This window comes from Nocardioides marinquilinus, from assembly GCF_039543705.1.
Taxonomy (GTDB): Bacteria; Actinomycetota; Actinomycetes; order Propionibacteriales; family Nocardioidaceae; genus Nocardioides; species Nocardioides marinquilinus.
The window spans coordinates 59,004-72,185 of sequence record NZ_BAABKG010000005.1; the positions used below are offsets into that span (position 1 = coordinate 59,004).

The 13,182-nt window shown below is 68.7% G+C and carries 21 protein-coding genes; 6 read left to right on the forward strand and 15 right to left on the reverse strand.

Features of this window, described 5'->3' with window-relative positions; all coding sequences use genetic code 11:
• Positions 1 to 416 precede the first annotated feature (416 nt).
• From ABEA04_RS18130 to ABEA04_RS23035, 3 genes are read left to right on the forward strand one after another with little or no spacing between them, the layout of a single operon-like run.
• The gene (locus ABEA04_RS18130; RefSeq protein ID WP_345461955.1) at positions 417 to 602 is read left to right on the forward strand and encodes a hypothetical protein; all 186 of its coding nucleotides are present in this window, start codon (positions 417 to 419) and stop codon (positions 600 to 602) included.
• Positions 599 to 862, forward strand: a complete 264-nt coding sequence (locus ABEA04_RS18135; protein WP_345461957.1) for a hypothetical protein — start codon at positions 599 to 601, stop codon at positions 860 to 862. Before ABEA04_RS18130 ends, ABEA04_RS18135 begins: the two co-directional genes overlap by 4 nt.
• Positions 859 to 1,227 (forward strand): DUF6907 domain-containing protein, encoded by a 369-nt coding sequence (locus tag ABEA04_RS23035; protein ID WP_425577054.1) that lies wholly within the window; start codon positions 859 to 861, stop codon positions 1,225 to 1,227. Before ABEA04_RS18135 ends, ABEA04_RS23035 begins: the two co-directional genes overlap by 4 nt.
• 14 nt (positions 1,228 to 1,241) lie before the next feature.
• Here the strand turns inward: ABEA04_RS23035 and ABEA04_RS18145 are convergent, their stop codons facing one another.
• The 3 genes from ABEA04_RS18145 to ABEA04_RS23040 are packed head-to-tail and all read right to left on the reverse strand — an operon-like array spanning position 1,242 to position 1,997.
• Complete coding sequence (locus tag ABEA04_RS18145; protein ID WP_345461964.1) at positions 1,242 to 1,547, reverse strand: hypothetical protein; 306 nt, start codon at positions 1,545 to 1,547, stop codon at positions 1,242 to 1,244.
• A complete protein-coding gene (locus ABEA04_RS18150; protein ID WP_345461967.1) occupies positions 1,544 to 1,723 on the reverse strand; it encodes a hypothetical protein in 180 nt (59 codons plus the stop codon). Before ABEA04_RS18150 ends, ABEA04_RS18145 begins: the two co-directional genes overlap by 4 nt.
• A gap of 40 nt (positions 1,724 to 1,763) precedes the next feature.
• Positions 1,764 to 1,997 (reverse strand): helix-turn-helix domain-containing protein, encoded by a 234-nt coding sequence (locus ABEA04_RS23040; protein WP_425577055.1) that lies wholly within the window; start codon positions 1,995 to 1,997, stop codon positions 1,764 to 1,766.
• A gap of 23 nt (positions 1,998 to 2,020) precedes the next feature.
• Between ABEA04_RS23040 and ABEA04_RS18155 the strand changes: the two genes are divergently transcribed.
• From ABEA04_RS18155 to ABEA04_RS18165, 3 genes are read left to right on the forward strand one after another with little or no spacing between them, the layout of a single operon-like run.
• On the forward strand, positions 2,021 to 2,368 hold the full coding sequence (locus ABEA04_RS18155) for a helix-turn-helix domain-containing protein (protein ID WP_345461970.1): 348 nt from the start codon (positions 2,021 to 2,023) through the stop codon (positions 2,366 to 2,368).
• Positions 2,369 to 2,388: 20 nt separating this feature from the next.
• Positions 2,389 to 2,661 (forward strand): hypothetical protein, encoded by a 273-nt coding sequence (locus ABEA04_RS18160; RefSeq protein WP_345461973.1) that lies wholly within the window; start codon positions 2,389 to 2,391, stop codon positions 2,659 to 2,661.
• A 41-nt stretch (positions 2,662 to 2,702) separates the two neighbouring features.
• Complete coding sequence (locus ABEA04_RS18165; RefSeq protein WP_345461976.1) at positions 2,703 to 2,903, forward strand: hypothetical protein; 201 nt, start codon at positions 2,703 to 2,705, stop codon at positions 2,901 to 2,903.
• Here ABEA04_RS18165 and ABEA04_RS18170 read toward each other — a convergent pair.
• From ABEA04_RS18170 to ABEA04_RS18225, 12 genes are all read right to left on the reverse strand, one after another.
• Positions 2,900 to 3,601, reverse strand: a complete 702-nt coding sequence (locus tag ABEA04_RS18170; RefSeq protein WP_345461979.1) for a sigma-70 RNA polymerase sigma factor region 4 domain-containing protein — start codon at positions 3,599 to 3,601, stop codon at positions 2,900 to 2,902. The two genes, ABEA04_RS18165 and ABEA04_RS18170, sit on opposite strands and share 4 nt — an antisense overlap.
• Positions 3,598 to 5,877 (reverse strand): phage tail tape measure protein, encoded by a 2,280-nt coding sequence (locus tag ABEA04_RS18175; protein WP_345461982.1) that lies wholly within the window; start codon positions 5,875 to 5,877, stop codon positions 3,598 to 3,600. Before ABEA04_RS18175 ends, ABEA04_RS18170 begins: the two co-directional genes overlap by 4 nt.
• 89 nt (positions 5,878 to 5,966) lie before the next feature.
• Complete coding sequence (locus ABEA04_RS18180) at positions 5,967 to 6,311, reverse strand: hypothetical protein (RefSeq protein ID WP_345461985.1); 345 nt, start codon at positions 6,309 to 6,311, stop codon at positions 5,967 to 5,969.
• Entirely contained in the window at positions 6,308 to 6,697 is a 390-nt protein-coding gene (locus ABEA04_RS18185) for a hypothetical protein (RefSeq protein WP_345461988.1), read from the reverse strand. The genes ABEA04_RS18180 and ABEA04_RS18185 overlap by 4 nt, the downstream gene beginning before the upstream one ends.
• Positions 6,698 to 6,701: 4 nt before the next feature.
• Positions 6,702 to 7,121 (reverse strand): hypothetical protein, encoded by a 420-nt coding sequence (locus ABEA04_RS18190; RefSeq protein WP_345461991.1) that lies wholly within the window; start codon positions 7,119 to 7,121, stop codon positions 6,702 to 6,704.
• A gap of 1 nt (position 7,122) precedes the next feature.
• Positions 7,123 to 7,464 (reverse strand): hypothetical protein, encoded by a 342-nt coding sequence (locus tag ABEA04_RS18195; protein ID WP_345461994.1) that lies wholly within the window; start codon positions 7,462 to 7,464, stop codon positions 7,123 to 7,125.
• Positions 7,461 to 7,772, reverse strand: a complete 312-nt coding sequence (locus ABEA04_RS18200) for a hypothetical protein (RefSeq protein WP_345461997.1) — start codon at positions 7,770 to 7,772, stop codon at positions 7,461 to 7,463. The genes ABEA04_RS18195 and ABEA04_RS18200 overlap by 4 nt, the downstream gene beginning before the upstream one ends.
• On the reverse strand, positions 7,769 to 7,945 hold the full coding sequence (locus ABEA04_RS18205) for a hypothetical protein (RefSeq protein WP_345462000.1): 177 nt from the start codon (positions 7,943 to 7,945) through the stop codon (positions 7,769 to 7,771). Before ABEA04_RS18205 ends, ABEA04_RS18200 begins: the two co-directional genes overlap by 4 nt.
• A complete protein-coding gene (locus tag ABEA04_RS18210; RefSeq protein ID WP_345462003.1) occupies positions 7,942 to 8,166 on the reverse strand; it encodes a hypothetical protein in 225 nt (74 codons plus the stop codon). Before ABEA04_RS18210 ends, ABEA04_RS18205 begins: the two co-directional genes overlap by 4 nt.
• A complete protein-coding gene (locus ABEA04_RS18215) occupies positions 8,166 to 9,803 on the reverse strand; it encodes an HK97 family phage prohead protease (protein ID WP_345462006.1) in 1,638 nt (545 codons plus the stop codon). Before ABEA04_RS18215 ends, ABEA04_RS18210 begins: the two co-directional genes overlap by 1 nt.
• Positions 9,800 to 10,846, reverse strand: coding sequence for a phage portal protein (locus ABEA04_RS18220; RefSeq protein WP_345462009.1), 1,047 nt, complete (start codon positions 10,844 to 10,846; stop codon positions 9,800 to 9,802). Before ABEA04_RS18220 ends, ABEA04_RS18215 begins: the two co-directional genes overlap by 4 nt.
• A gap of 224 nt (positions 10,847 to 11,070) precedes the next feature.
• Complete coding sequence (locus ABEA04_RS18225) at positions 11,071 to 13,182, reverse strand: hypothetical protein (RefSeq protein ID WP_345462012.1); 2,112 nt, start codon at positions 13,180 to 13,182, stop codon at positions 11,071 to 11,073.

Consider the following 13,182-nt stretch of genomic DNA (forward strand, 5'->3'; position numbering starts at 1 on the left):
GAGGCGACCTTGCGGCTCGGCTGCACCCGCGGCGGCTCGCCCGGCATCTTCGGGGTGCCGACCGCATAAGCGCTGTGGCCCGCAGCGTGTCAGGCGGTGGATATGAGAGCGCTGTGGCCTCAGTTATCGGGCGAGATGGAGGCCCTATCGAGTAGCCCGCCAGCGGCCCGGTCGACCGCAGCTGTCAGTTGTCTTGACAGCCCTCGACCCCACGTTCTCCGGGCGTTCGCAGCGCCCGAAAAACGAAGCAGCCCCGTCGGTGTTCGCAGCACCGGCCGGGGCCTCACCTCGAATGAGGAGCAATGTCTAAGACGGAACGTACTACCCCTGCGCCTGACAGCGCAACGACCGAGTCTGAGATCAAGGTGCGCCACCTGTTCTGGACGTCACACATGGAGCTCGCCAAGGAGCTCGGGATGGCTGCCGTGAGCCTCTGTGGAGAGACCACGACCCGTAACGGGCCCGGCCCCAGCGTCCCGGTCGTCGGCAACCTCTTCCCGGTGCTCACGGTCGAGACGTGCCCGCCGTGTGCTGCGGCGCTCTCGGCCAACTACCTCAACAAGTGGGAGGCCAACGAAAGGCTGTTGGAGGAGGCCGAGTGAGCGCCGCAATGCACGCGCCCTGGTGCAAGAACCACATCTTCGACACGGACGGGGTCTTCGGCTGGTGCAACGCCGAGTTCAACTCACCGCTGGTCGGCGAGGTGATCCTGACCAATGGCACGCAGGATGGTCGGGCGGCGATCGCGGTGTGCGTCGAGGAGGGCGTCGACCTAGACGTGCTCTTCATCGACGCGGCTCTCGACCTCGCCATCATGCTGATGCAGGCTGCCGGCGCTGCTCGCCGAGAGGTGCAGCAGTGACCGCCGCGGAAGTCGACGGGGTCAGGCTCCCTGCCTCCTGCCCGAGCTGGTGCAGCGGCGAGCACGAGGCGGCGTTGGCCGAGGGTTGCCGACCCGAGATCGCACGGGTTCACCACCGCGGCGACCTGATCGGGCACAGCGACCGGCTGCCCGGCGAGGGCGACCGAGAGCACCACCGTTGGCACATGTGGCTGTACGCCGACCCCGGCCCGGACTGCGTGTTCCACGGTCCGCCGTTCATCGAGCTCGAGGTCCGCAACGTCGAGGGCGACCTGAACCACACGATGCGCCTATGGCCCGGCGACGCCCGCAGCCTTGCGCGGCAGCTGGTCCACCTCGCCGACCTGGCCGAGTTGGAGGCGTAGGGGCAGTAACGGTTTCAGTCGTAACACCCAGCAGCGCCGAGCGCCTCATCGATGTACTTGAGGAGCTCGGCGTTGTTGTGCTCGCCCGTCCGATCCAGCGTGGCCTTGTTGTTGCGGTCCGCGACGTCGAACTCGCGCTGCAACGCGTTACATCGGCCGTTGGCTTCGAGCTGGTCGATGCGCCCCTGAAGGCCGTCGGCGTAACTGCCCCAGGGGACGTCTGCGCGACCGCTCTGCTCGACCCCTCCCCCGCCCTCGGCCTCGCCCCCGCAGGCACTTACGGCCGCTAGGAGAAAGAGCGCGACCACGGCAGATCTCACCGGGTTCGGATGTTCCGAACGCTGTCGGTCTTGATCGCGTAAACCTCGTCACCGTTGGCGTCGTAGAACTTCACGAACGACCCCGCCTCGATGTAGTCAACAGCCTCAACAGTGATGTTCTGGCCGGGCAGCATGGCAGTCGTGTCATCAGTAGTCTCATTCACGATGTAGGTCATGCGGGGCATGGTAAGCCTCCTCTCGACCTCGCCGCGGCTGCTAGTACCTAAGTCCCCACCAGTCGTCATCGAGGTTTTCGAGCCACGTCTCGAGGTCCGAACGGAGGATCAGGATCCGGCCGGACGGTGGCTCGCCGTGCGCGCTTCGGTTGGTGCGCTTAGCGCGCAACTCACCCGACTTAATGGCTCGCTGGATCGACTTGGACGACAGGCCGCACAAGTGAGCCGCTTGGTCTACTGAGTACGCGAGGGCGCCGTCCTGAGGGAGTTTCATCTGCGGACGGTAGACCGACGCCCATGGCCCGCCACGACGACTTCAACCTGACTGTGCCCGAATTACGTGCTCTTCGAGATGCGGCGACCGCCGCTCTGATAGCGATCGACGCTCGGCTCATTGACGTCGAGCGTCGGCTAGCAGCGATCGAGTCGAGCGGTCGACCTGAGCCTCGGCCTAGTAATGGCCTCATCTGGATGAACACCGCGCAGGCCAGCAAGTTCGTCGGCAAGCACCCAACGACCCTGCTGAAAGCACTTGAGGCCGGCGAGCTGCACGGCCACCAGCCGGTGCCGAGGGGCCGTTGGGCGATCCATGTCGACTGCCTTGACGCGTGGGTCAGGCATGAGCCTTGCCCTCGACATGGCTGACCCAGTGCAACACTCCCCCGATGGCGCGTAAGCCCTCGAACTTCCAGTGGCTCGGCTTCACCGACGAGCAGATCAAGATGCTCGACTTCTTCGACTTCATCGGCAACAACGGCTGGGCTCGCAACAGTCAGTCCGACGCGCTGATGCCCGGCCTGCTGAAGGACTGGGCCGAAGAGGGGCGCACGCTGGAGGAGTTGCAGCAAGCGATGCAGGCGATCGGCTACGACCGCGACGACATGCGTCAGCTCGCCCGGTGGGAGTCGAAGCGCACGACAGGCAAGTTTGGCCGCTGAGGTCGAACTAACTGTCGGTGGTCGCTGCCACACTCCCGCGCATGGCATTCATAGTGACCTTCCGCGACGAAGACGGCTTCGGCTCGCAGCAGTTCGACGACGAGGCGAAGTACTCGATCGCCGAGAACGGCGTCCTGCGCACGACCGAGGGCGACGAGGAGACTAGGTGGTCACCTGGCTTCTGGTGCACGGTCAAGCGCACCACGCCCGAGCGCTCCCGCAGGGCTCGAATTATCGTCTAGCGCTTGCGGGCACTTCGCCGGCGCTCTGCTGCCTTCGCGCACGCCCCGCAGTATCGCTCGCCCGTGGGTCGGGTGACGGTGTGCTCGTCTCGGGCGTGCCCGACCTTGCAGGTAACCGCGAGGTCGACTTTGGATGAGGTGCGCGGCGTCTCGTGCTCGAACCAGAGCTGCTGTGCACGGGCGCGAGCCTTATGGAGGCGGTTGGTGAAGGTGCCGTACTTCAGCCCTAGTGCTTCGGCGGCGGCGATCTGCGTGCCGAAGATGGCGAGTGCGGCGATGACCTCGTACTCCTCGGCCGTCAGTTCGGCCATCACCTTGGGGAGCGCCAATCGCTCGATCAGACGGTCGCTGAACCCGTCCCCGGCAGCTGGGTGCGGCATCCAGTAGGTCACGAAGTTCGGACCGCTGGCCGCTTCACCGTACTTGCGGGAGTAGCCCATCATCGAGCGGCGCTTGGTGACCTCGTTGGAGATCGCGTCCATGCCGGCACAGATGAGCGAGAACCCGGTCGGCTTCTCGGTCGTGGTGTAGATCAGCTCGATGATGGCGAACCAGGCCGCGTCCCAACGGTCGGTGGGGTCGATGCTGTCGGTGCTGCGGGGGAAGCGCTTCACGGCCGCTCTGGTGAGGATCTCGACCTCGGCCATGGTGATGCCGTGCGCGAGGGTGGCGGTGTTGCCGATCGTGGCGGTCGTCATCGCGAGCCCTGCCTCCCGCCGGCGCTCAGCCAGGCGTTCAGGTCGGCGTTAATTCGCCGGCCGCGGGTCATCTGGTCGACCTGCTCGGAGGAGAACTGGATCCTGGTGGTGCCCCGCGACCGCTCGAGCTCCTTGAGCAGTTCGCGGATGTGCTGGCGCTCGCGGTCGGTGATCTTGCCGTCGGCTCCGGCCTCGGCCCGAGCCTCGCGAAGCTCCTGACGCGCCTTGCGCTCGCGCTCTCGAGCCTCCCGGGCGGCCTTCTGTGCCGCGGTGGCCTCAAGGCCCTCGAGGACGCCCTGGCGCAGGATCCGTGCAAAGCGCGTTGCCAGGCGGTCGAGCTCACGCTGGTCCCGCTTGAAGCCGTCCACCACGCCCTGCGCGGCACGCAGACCGGCGCCGTAGAGCGAGTCGGCCGCAGCGTTACCCATGGCCTGGCCTGTGCGCTCCAAGCGCTTGGTGAGTCGGTTGATCTGAGCGATGCCCGCGGCTCCGCCACCGAGGATGGTCTGAGCGGTCCCGATTGAGTCCGGGCCGGCAGCGAGAAGCTGATCCAGGGTCGTCTGATTCAGGCCCTGCTTCCGAAGTTGCTCGATGACCTTGGCGAACCTGTCGGCGTCAGCAGCGCGGCCACGGAGCTTGTCGACAAGCTGGGAGAACGAGCCGAAACCGCCATCGTCGCCGAGGCCGGTGATGCTGCCGAAGTCGACGATCGACTCCTTGAGCGACGTGGCGTAGTCCCGCGCGGTGTCACGCAGACCCTTGAGCTTGTCCTGCGCCCTCCCGAGAGAGGCGGTCAGCCGGTCCTGCTGACGAGCGAGGTCGCGGTACTGGTCGAACTGTGACTTGAGCTCGCGGGCCGCGCTCTTGGAGAGCTTGCTCGTGATGCGGGCGATGACCTTCTGCGCCCTGGCCGAGCCACCGAGGATGCCCGCAGCAAGGCCCTCCATGACCTCGCCGCCGATGCGCTTGAAGACCTTGGACGGCGAGTTGATGTCGAACCCCAGCGGGCTCTCGACGAAGCCGACGATCGAGTTGACAATGCCGCCCATGGTGCTGACGACGTCGCCGATCCGACTGGTGATGCCGTCAATGAGGCCCTGGATGACCTGCTTGCCGGCGTCGAGCAGCCACGTCCCGGCGTCGCTCAGCGCCCCGGTCACCGAGTCGTAGAGACCGCTGAGGATGCTCCCCATCGCGTCTGCCGCGGCGCTGACGTACTCCGGGATCTTCTTGATGAATCGACCGACCGAGTCGATGATGTTCCGAACCTTCTCGGACTTGTTGTAGAGGATCACGAGGGCGGTCACGAGGCCGGCGATGGCCAGCACGAACAGCCCGATCGGCGAGGTGGCCAGGGCGAAGCTGAATGCCCTGGTGACGCCCGTGGCGATCGCCGTCACAGCTCGGTAGGCCGACATCGCGCCATTGACGGCGAGGATGACGCCCGCGAGCCCGGCGACGAGGCCGACGATGATCTTGGTCTCGGTCTGGTGCTTCTCGATCCAGCCGAGCACCTTCTGCAGGATGCCCAGGAACTTCTCGTATATCGGCAGCAGCTGCTCGCCGAGCTTCGCCTTCAGGTCTGCCTGCTGGGCCGCCAGGATGCGCGTCTTGTTGGCCGCGCCGTCCGAAGTCTTCGCGAAGTCGCCCTGCGCCTGGGTGGTCTGGCTCAGGATGACCTGCGCGGCGGCGAGCGCCTTCTGCTGCGGGGTCAGCGCTTCCTTGGTGGTCTTGACCAGGCCGAGCCGCATCGCTTCCGCCCGGAGTCGGGCGTCGTCGAGCAGGACGTTGTACTTGCGGATGGGCTCGGCCTCACCGCGCATCGCCGATCCGATGGCGTCGATGGCGGTCTGGACGTCGGTGTTGCCGAAGGAGGCCAGGTCGCTCGAGAGCGAGGTGAACTGCTTGGCGAACTCGGCTGCCTTGTCACCGGTCAGGCCCGCCGACTGCGCGATGGAGCCGAACGTCGAGGTCGCGTCCAGCGCCTGCACCTTGGACTGACCGAGCGCTGATGCGGCTCGGTCGGCGAACGCCTCGATATCGGCGGCCTGGTTGCCGAAGATGACGTCGTTCTTGCTGAGCGCCTCGGCGACGTCGGAGGCGGCGTCGATGGTCTGCTTGGCCGCAGCTGCGATGCCGGCGAGTCCCGCGGCAGCCGGGGCAGCCGCTCGGCGGAACCCGTCGCCGATCTTCTGTGCCGTGGAGGCCGTCGCGTTGAGGTCCCGGTTCGCCTGACGGGCGTTGGTCAGGATGGAGATGATGATGGGGCCGGCCATCGGTCACCTCCTGAATCGCTTGGCTGCTTGCTGGAACTCGGCTCGGTCGAGCACGGTCAGGGCGTCGTACTGGTCCGGCTGAACGCCGGTCAGGACGCAGAACTCAGCCCGTGCCCGGGATCGCTGCCGGGCGAGGAGACGTCTTTTCCCGACTCGGTGTCGGGCTCGTCGACGCCGCTCTCGTGGCTCTCCTCGAAGTAGCGCTGCACCTCGCCAGCGGGCATGTCGAGGACGCGCTGCCTGGCCTCGATGTCGGTCAGCGAGCCGCCTGCGGGGCGGCGGAGGTGGACGAAGACCATGGCGCGCAGCAGCAGCACCGGGTTGGACTCGCCCTGGGTCCACAGGTTGAAGTCGAAGTGCTTCTGCACGGCGATCTCGTCGAAGCCGGTGATCGACTCGGACATCTCCTCGAAGGTCGTTCCGCTGGTGCTCATCGTCGGTGCAGTCCCTTTCGTCGGATGGCCGCCTCGATCTCTTGCTCGAGCCGGTGGATGGCCGTGGGCGTGTACTTCTGCTCGCCGCGGCCGGCGTAGTCGTTGGGCGGGATGTGCCGAGCCGGCCAGCCGTAGCGGATGACGCCGGCGTAGGGCACGGTGGAGCGGCCGACGGTGACGACGGCCTTGGACTGAGCACGGTTGCCGCGCACGGTCCCGGCAAGGCGACCGGAGCGACGCGGGGTCTCGGCACGGATGGCGCCTGCGGCCTCGCTGGCGATCGTGCTGAACGCGCCCTTGAGGTCCTCGACCTCGAGGCCGAGCTGCTTCAGGGCGCGCACGGCGGCCGAGAGGCCCTCGACGCGAACTCCGGTCAGCTCGGCCATCGGCTCAAGCGGTGATCTTGGTGGGCTTGGCCGTGAAGACCCACTCGACCTCGGTCACCCAGCGGGTCGCCACAGCGGAGTCGGCCTCACCGCCGATGAAGTCACCGTCGGGCTCCGAGATGACCACATTGCCGGTGTAGTGCGGCTGCGAGGTCGTCGGGGTCGTGTTGCCGTAGGGCCGCACGATCACCGCCGCGGTCGTCCCGGACGACGACCAGATCTTGTCCCACAGGGTCGTGGTCGCGTGATCCTGAAGGATGGTCAGCGCCAGCCGGTACTCGCGAGCGCCGCCGGTGGAGGCTTCGCCGAACGTCGGGCTGTCGCCGTCGGCAGCCTGGGAAGTCACCACGGACTTCTTGACCTGGGCGGCGTACTCGGTTCCGCCGACGCTGATGGTGAGCAGTCGGGTTCCTGCAGTGGCCATGTCAGTCTGCCTCTCTGTGGCCGTTGATGAAGGCGACGGACAACGGGCCGACGCCGTCGAGCTGGAGTCGCTGAGGGGTCACGGACGTGACCACGAGGTGGTCGGCCAGGGCCTCGCGCAGGGCGGGGGTCGTGGCCTCGAAGTAGCGCTCTGACTCGGCCTGGTCCTGCGGGAGGACGAGGACGACGTTCCAGTGCGCGATGCCGCCGAAGCGGTCGGGGAACTCGATGCGGTCCAGACGGATCCAGACCGTGCCGGCACGAGTGCCGCTGGTGAAGTACGGGGTCGCGGTCAGTCCCTCGACCCCGTTGGCCGCTGTGGCGAGCTCGGTGCGGGTGCTCATCCGACGACCACCCGTCGGTAGGGCGCCTCAAGCCGGCGCACCTCGGGGTCGGTGGACCCGACGCGGGTTCCGCCGACCTCGTCCACCAGTACTCCGAGCGGCAGCGGATCCATGGCGAGGTGACGGCGGACGCGGCGCACCAGCGCGGCGTTGAGATCCTGGTCGTAGCCGTAGCCCTCGATGTCGCAGCGACGGCGCTGGCTGGCGACTTCGGCGTGGTAGGCGCCTCGGATCTCATCGGCCGTCTTGCCCAGCTGGGTCGCGACGCTGGCGACGCTGGGCGGGACCTGGCTGCCGTAGGTGTTCACCTGGCGGTGACCTCGCTGCCCTCGACGACGTAGGTGCCGACGATGTCGAGCACGTAGGTGCCGCCGCTGACGACGTGCTCGGTGCCGTCGGGGCGCACGACGGTGCCGCCCTCCTTGACCAGGACGGCGTCGCCGACGGCGTGCTTGGTGGGCTTGTCGGGCTTGGCGGTCATCGCTTCCCCGCCTTGCGAGTGCGGGGTGCGTCCTCAGTGGTGACGGCGGGCGCCTCGGGGCCGCAGTAGAGCGACTCCTCGCCAGGGTCATGGAGGCCGTAGCGCCCGTCGGCGGGTCGGACGCTGCCGGTCTCGTCGTGGCCGCGCTTGCCCAGCCGCGCGATGTCCTCGCCAGGGTGCTCGTCGGTGTGGTCGGGCACGTCGGCGTACTCGGCGCTCATCAGGAGTCCGCGGTCGTGTAGTCGATGGGCTTGACGTCGGAGTCGCGGAGGATGGCGCCGGCGGCGTAGCCCCAGATGGCCATGTCGACGCTCTTGACCTGGTACTCGAAGGTGAACTTCCGCGGGGCGGAGGCCCAGGCCCACACGCTGGTGGGCACGAAGGAGTAGGAGCGGGCGGCGTTGCCGGTGCCGAGCGCCCAAGCGGCTCGGACGGTCTGGTTGCCGAGCTGGACGCTGTCGAAGCCGCTACCGGTGGTGCCCTGGGCGTTGGTGGGGCCGAGGACTGGGAGCAGCTTGCGGCCGGTGGAGTCGGCGGCGCTGACCAGCTTGGGGAACAGCATCCCGTCGGCGACGAAGCGGGTGAAGCGATTGCCGCCGCGGACGAACTGGAGGCTGGCGAAGTAGTCAGTCAGCGCGTTGACGAGCGTGCTGTCGGTGGCGCTAGCGAGGTTCAGCTCGGTCGTGCCGGTGGTGGCCAGCAGGGTGGCGATGCGGGCCTCGCGGGCCTCGAACCAGCCGTTGAGCATCTCGCCCCAGATGATCCCGTCGGCCTGCGGGGATCCGCCCTGGTCGAGCACCTCGCGGTTGATCTCGATCTTGCCCGACAGTGCGGTCGGGGTGACCGTCTGCGACGTCGCGGCGAAGGCGCCCGGGGTGGGCTCGACGCCCTCGGTGTGGGCGCCGACCAGGCCGGAGGCGGAGGAGAACTTCGGCACCGTGAACGGCGTGCGGTCGGTGATGGTGCCGGTGCTGACGGAGTCCCACAGCGGGGTGGAGTAGGTCAGGTTCGGCACGTACAGCTCGGGCCGGTTCTGCGTCGGGTTCAGCGAGCCGGTGTTCGTGGTGGTGACCGCGAATGCCTCCTCGACGAACTCCTCGAAGCGCTGCTTGGCGACGCTGTCGCCGTTCTGCGCGGCGCGCATGTCCTCGACGAGGCTGTGCTTGCCGGGGATGCCGTCGAAGCGGTACGGCAGCTCCTCGGTGACCTCGACGGGGCGGGCGGGGCTGACGGTCTCGCGCTGCGGGGCGGCGAGGCCCTCGAAGCCGGCCTTGATGCCGCTCTCGAGCGCCTGCGACAGCGAGGAGAAGTCGACAGCCGGGGCCGCCTCGGTGGTCGGGTCGGTCACGGTGCTGGTGCCGGTGTCGGGCATTCCTGTCTCCTGGGTGAGGTCGAAGGTGACGCTCTGGACGCGGGCGCCGCCGAAGACGGGCGCCGGGGTGAGGCTGATCTCGTGAACCGGGACGTCGACCGAGTGGTAGACGCCGTCGCGGAGGACGTACTTCGCGCCTTCGCTGGGGCCGATGGAGAGCCCGTCCCAGACGCCGCTGTCGGCCTGGGCGAGGGCTCGGTCGCCCTCGGGGGTCTTGGCGACGGTGAACGCGACGTCGAGGCCCTCGTCGGTGTCGTCCCACTCGCTGACGACGCCGGCAGCGTGGGCCTGGTCGTGCAGCGCCCAGAGCTTCACGCGCATCCCCTCGCGGGGGTGGACGGTGTTGCGGGCGAACTGGAAGCGCTTGCCGCCCTTGACGCCGACGACGCCGTAAGGGACGGCTCGGCCGCGGATCTCGCGCTTGGCGACGTCGACTGAGAAGACGGCGCCGCCGGGGATCGCGGTCACGTCCATGGTCTCGCTCATGCGGGCACCTCAACGGGCTCGGGAACGGAGCGGAGCGCGGGCGCGGCGGGGGTGCCGGGTGTCATGACCTTCGCGGGCACGCCCTCGGCCTCGGCGATGCGGTCGGGAGTGACCGCGCCGACCTCGAGCCCGACCTTGTACGCCTCGTAGCGGCTCTTGGCGTCGGAGCGGAGGAAGTCGTCGAGGTCGAAGCGGACCTTGGTGCCGCGCGGGGTGACGTCGCCCATGGACAGTCGGCCCTCGATGGCGGCGCGGTAACCGCCGAGCGTGAAGTCAAGGAACGCCTTGCGGCGGTCGAACTGGTTGGCGTAGGTGCGCGAGGTGGTCGAGACGCCGAGCTCCTCGGGGTCGACGCCGGCGACGCGGGCGATCTCGAGGACGGCGTGGTTGCGGGCCTCGGCCATCTGCAGCTGCTCGGGGTTCCAGCCGGCGACGTTGTAGGTCACCGCGGCGGGCACGTAGCCGGTCGAGCGGGTCTGGCGGGCGGCCTGCCAGTCGTCGAGGAAGTCGAGGCTGTCGGGGTCGACGCCGTCGGTGGGCGTGAAGTAGTCCAGCGGCGGGCTGCCGGAGGCGTGGCGCAGGGCCGCGGCGTCGAGCAGGAGGCACTGGCGGATGGCGCGGGCGCCGGCGACCAGCAGCGGGTCGTTCGGGCTGTCGAAGCGGATCAGCTGCGAGTCCTGAGGCCACTCGTCGGCGTGGCCGCGGTTGCCGTCGAGGGTGACGCGGACCCGGCCGTCCTTCTGCACGTCGACCGACCGGGGATCGAGGCGCACGACGCGGGCCGGGTAGTTGTCCCAAGCGAATCCGGTGATGAACCACCAGGCAATGCCCTCGTACAGGAGGTCTTCGATGGTGCGGGTCATCGTCACCGACGGCGGCACGTCGGCCTCGGGCTGCGCGAGCCACGAGGTGCGGTCGATGCTCAGGTCGGGCTTGACCGTGATCAACGGCAGCGTGCCGAGCGACCCGGCGACGAGGTCGCGCGCCCGCTTGACCGCTGCGACTTGGATCGCCTCCCGGCGCGAGACCCGCGCGACCGGCACGGTCGGGCTGAGGTAGCTGGCGAGCCCGAAGACCTGCGGCGGGACCGATTCGGCGCCAACCGCGAACGATTCGTCGACCGGGACCGCGGCCGCTTCGAGGACAGGGTCGGGTCGACCCGACACCAGCGCACGAAGTAGGCCCACGAGGCGAGAGTGAGGTGGAAACGGGTTTCCACCTGGCCCACTCCGGCCCACGTCCGGAGTGACTACGGGTGAGAGCCGTACTAGGACGCTCGGACGCTGGTGGGCAGGCCGATGCGCACCGGACCCGACGTCCGCTTGCGTGCCACCTCGACGGCCCACACGGCGGCCTTGACGGCGTCGGCGCGGTGCTTGCTGACCACTCGAGCACCGTCCGGCGCCGGCACGGTGCGGAGCGCGATCACCTGCTCGGTGAGGTGGTCGCCGCCGTCGTGATGGAGGCCGCGCTCGGCGACCAGGCGGGCGAGGTCGACGACGCTCGCGGTCAGCCGCTCCCCCATCGGCGTCCGGGCGACATTGGCCAGCGCAGGGTCGTCCTTCAGTGACGCACCGACGGCGACGCGACCGCGGAAGCCGGACGCCTTCAGTGCAGTCACTGCACTGTGGATGTCGGGGTAGTCGACAACGACCACGACAACGCGGTCGCCCTCCCGGTAGGCCAGGGCTAGCGAGAGCCCGGCGTCGAACCACGCTTCGATCGCTGCACCGACCGGCTTGGCGTCATCGTCCGGAAGGACGACGAGCGAGCCCCAGACATCGGCGTCGATGACCTCCGTGCCGGCGGCCTGCCGGCGCTCGCTCAGCCGCCAACGGTTGAGATATTGCGCCTCGAAGCCGGCCACGGGGTCGGGGTCGTCGGCCTCGGGGTCGGACTCGCCCGCCATCGCTTTCTGGTACTTCGCGGCGATCATCCGGCGCCGGCTCTCGGTCCAGTACGGCGACGCTGCTCGCCAGGCGTCGGGGTCGCCGATGTCAGCACCGGCCGGGATGCCCCACAGCAGCAACAGCGTCTCGCCGTCGTCGCGGGTGATGGCGTCGGCGAGCCGGGTGCGCATGGTCGACCGGGCGCGGCGGTGAGCCGTCGAGGTCATATGCAGCTGTGGCGACTGGCGCTCGAGCAGCGACGGCTCGAGGCCCTCGTCGACCGTGTCCGGCTTGACGTCCCACGCCTCGTCGACCAGGGCGAGCGTCGTGTCCCACCCGTAGGTCGCGTCCTGCGCCCGGACGTACCAGACGTCGCCCGTGGTGGACTCGATCGCCTCCTTGCCGTTGGCCTTCGTGACGGTCCACTCCTGCGACCAGCACCACTGCCAGGCAGCCTTCTGCACCTTGCGGCAGACGGCGATGTCGGACCCGGTGTGCACGATCTCCTGTCGCTCGCCGAACAGCGTGGGGCCGAGCGCCATCCGCCAGAGCGCGACGCCACGGATGCGCACCGACTTGCCGGCGCGACGAGGCGCCGACTCGAGGATCGTCGACCAGCACAGCGACCCGTCGTCGCGGTGCTCGAGCTGCCGAACGATCGCGAGCCGCTGCCACCACCGGAACTCGATGCCCTGGGTCCGCTCGATCCACTCGACCGCCGAGGCGCCGTAGGAGTCGACCGCTTCGGGGTGCGGTGGGCTCATGTGCAGCGGCGGGCTCGCGTCTGGGGGGACCGTGGCGAACGCCGCCAACCACGGCAGGTGCTCCCAGGCCGCAGGAGCCCATTCCAGGCCCTCGCGGGGCTCCAGCGGCACTTCTTGGCGACGCCGGGCCGATGGAGGGAGAGAAGGGAAGGTTCGGGGACTCCCTGACTCACCTCGATCAGGAAAAAACCCGGTGACCTCGGCTTTGGCCTTCTCGATCACCACCGATTGGGCAGACCGTCGCGAGCACGCGTCGTGCTCGGGCTGCCAGTTCGAGACGACCCACGTCAGCGACGGGTCGATGGCCCGGGCGACCTTGTGCCCGACGACCCACACGTCCTCGTCGCTGACAGTCTCGCCGCACTGACCGCAAGGCGCCGGCAGCCAGGTGCGGACGATGTCTCGCGCGCGGGTGACGCGCCGACCGGACCAGTTGTTAGAGACCACGGTGTCTCGCCTCGCACGGGTTGAGTCGATGGCCAGCGAGAACGAGGCAGCGTGCGCTGCTGGTCTCGTCAAGGATGCCGCGGTCGCGGGCGGTGCGGATGGCCTCGCTGGTGGCGTTGTGCCCGAGGCCCAGCACGAGCCCGAGCTGGCCGGGGGTGAGCCTGGCGTGGCCGCCACGATCTGCTCGCGCCCAGGTGTACGCGACGACGCGTACCCAGTGCGGCAGCAGGTCGTTCCGCGCCTGCTGTTCCCATTCGGCCCGGACATCGACGTCGGCAC

Bases quoted from the DNA above. Each gene is read 5' to 3' on its own strand.
- ABEA04_RS18130 (WP_345461955.1), top strand. From the start codon at position 417: ATGGCTGCCGTGAGCCTCTGTGGAGAGACCACGACCCGTAACGGGCCC.
- ABEA04_RS18150 (WP_345461967.1), bottom strand. From the start codon at position 1,723: ATGACCTACATCGTGAATGAGACTACTGATGACACGACTGCCATGCTG.
- ABEA04_RS23040 (WP_425577055.1), bottom strand. From the start codon at position 1,997: ATGAAACTCCCTCAGGACGGCGCCCTCGCGTACTCAGTAGACCAAGCG.
- ABEA04_RS18155 (WP_345461970.1), top strand. From the start codon at position 2,021: ATGGCCCGCCACGACGACTTCAACCTGACTGTGCCCGAATTACGTGCT.
- ABEA04_RS18160 (WP_345461973.1), top strand. From the start codon at position 2,389: ATGGCGCGTAAGCCCTCGAACTTCCAGTGGCTCGGCTTCACCGACGAG.
- ABEA04_RS18165 (WP_345461976.1), top strand. From the start codon at position 2,703: ATGGCATTCATAGTGACCTTCCGCGACGAAGACGGCTTCGGCTCGCAG.
- ABEA04_RS18170 (WP_345461979.1), bottom strand. From the start codon at position 3,601: ATGACGACCGCCACGATCGGCAACACCGCCACCCTCGCGCACGGCATC.
- ABEA04_RS18175 (WP_345461982.1), bottom strand. From the start codon at position 5,877: ATGGCCGGCCCCATCATCATCTCCATCCTGACCAACGCCCGTCAGGCG.
- ABEA04_RS18180 (WP_345461985.1), bottom strand. From the start codon at position 6,311: ATGAGCACCAGCGGAACGACCTTCGAGGAGATGTCCGAGTCGATCACC.
- ABEA04_RS18185 (WP_345461988.1), bottom strand. From the start codon at position 6,697: ATGGCCGAGCTGACCGGAGTTCGCGTCGAGGGCCTCTCGGCCGCCGTG.
- ABEA04_RS18190 (WP_345461991.1), bottom strand. From the start codon at position 7,121: ATGGCCACTGCAGGAACCCGACTGCTCACCATCAGCGTCGGCGGAACC.
- ABEA04_RS18195 (WP_345461994.1), bottom strand. From the start codon at position 7,464: ATGAGCACCCGCACCGAGCTCGCCACAGCGGCCAACGGGGTCGAGGGA.
- ABEA04_RS18205 (WP_345462000.1), bottom strand. From the start codon at position 7,945: ATGACCGCCAAGCCCGACAAGCCCACCAAGCACGCCGTCGGCGACGCC.
- ABEA04_RS18210 (WP_345462003.1), bottom strand. From the start codon at position 8,166: ATGAGCGCCGAGTACGCCGACGTGCCCGACCACACCGACGAGCACCCT.
- ABEA04_RS18215 (WP_345462006.1), bottom strand. From the start codon at position 9,803: ATGAGCGAGACCATGGACGTGACCGCGATCCCCGGCGGCGCCGTCTTC.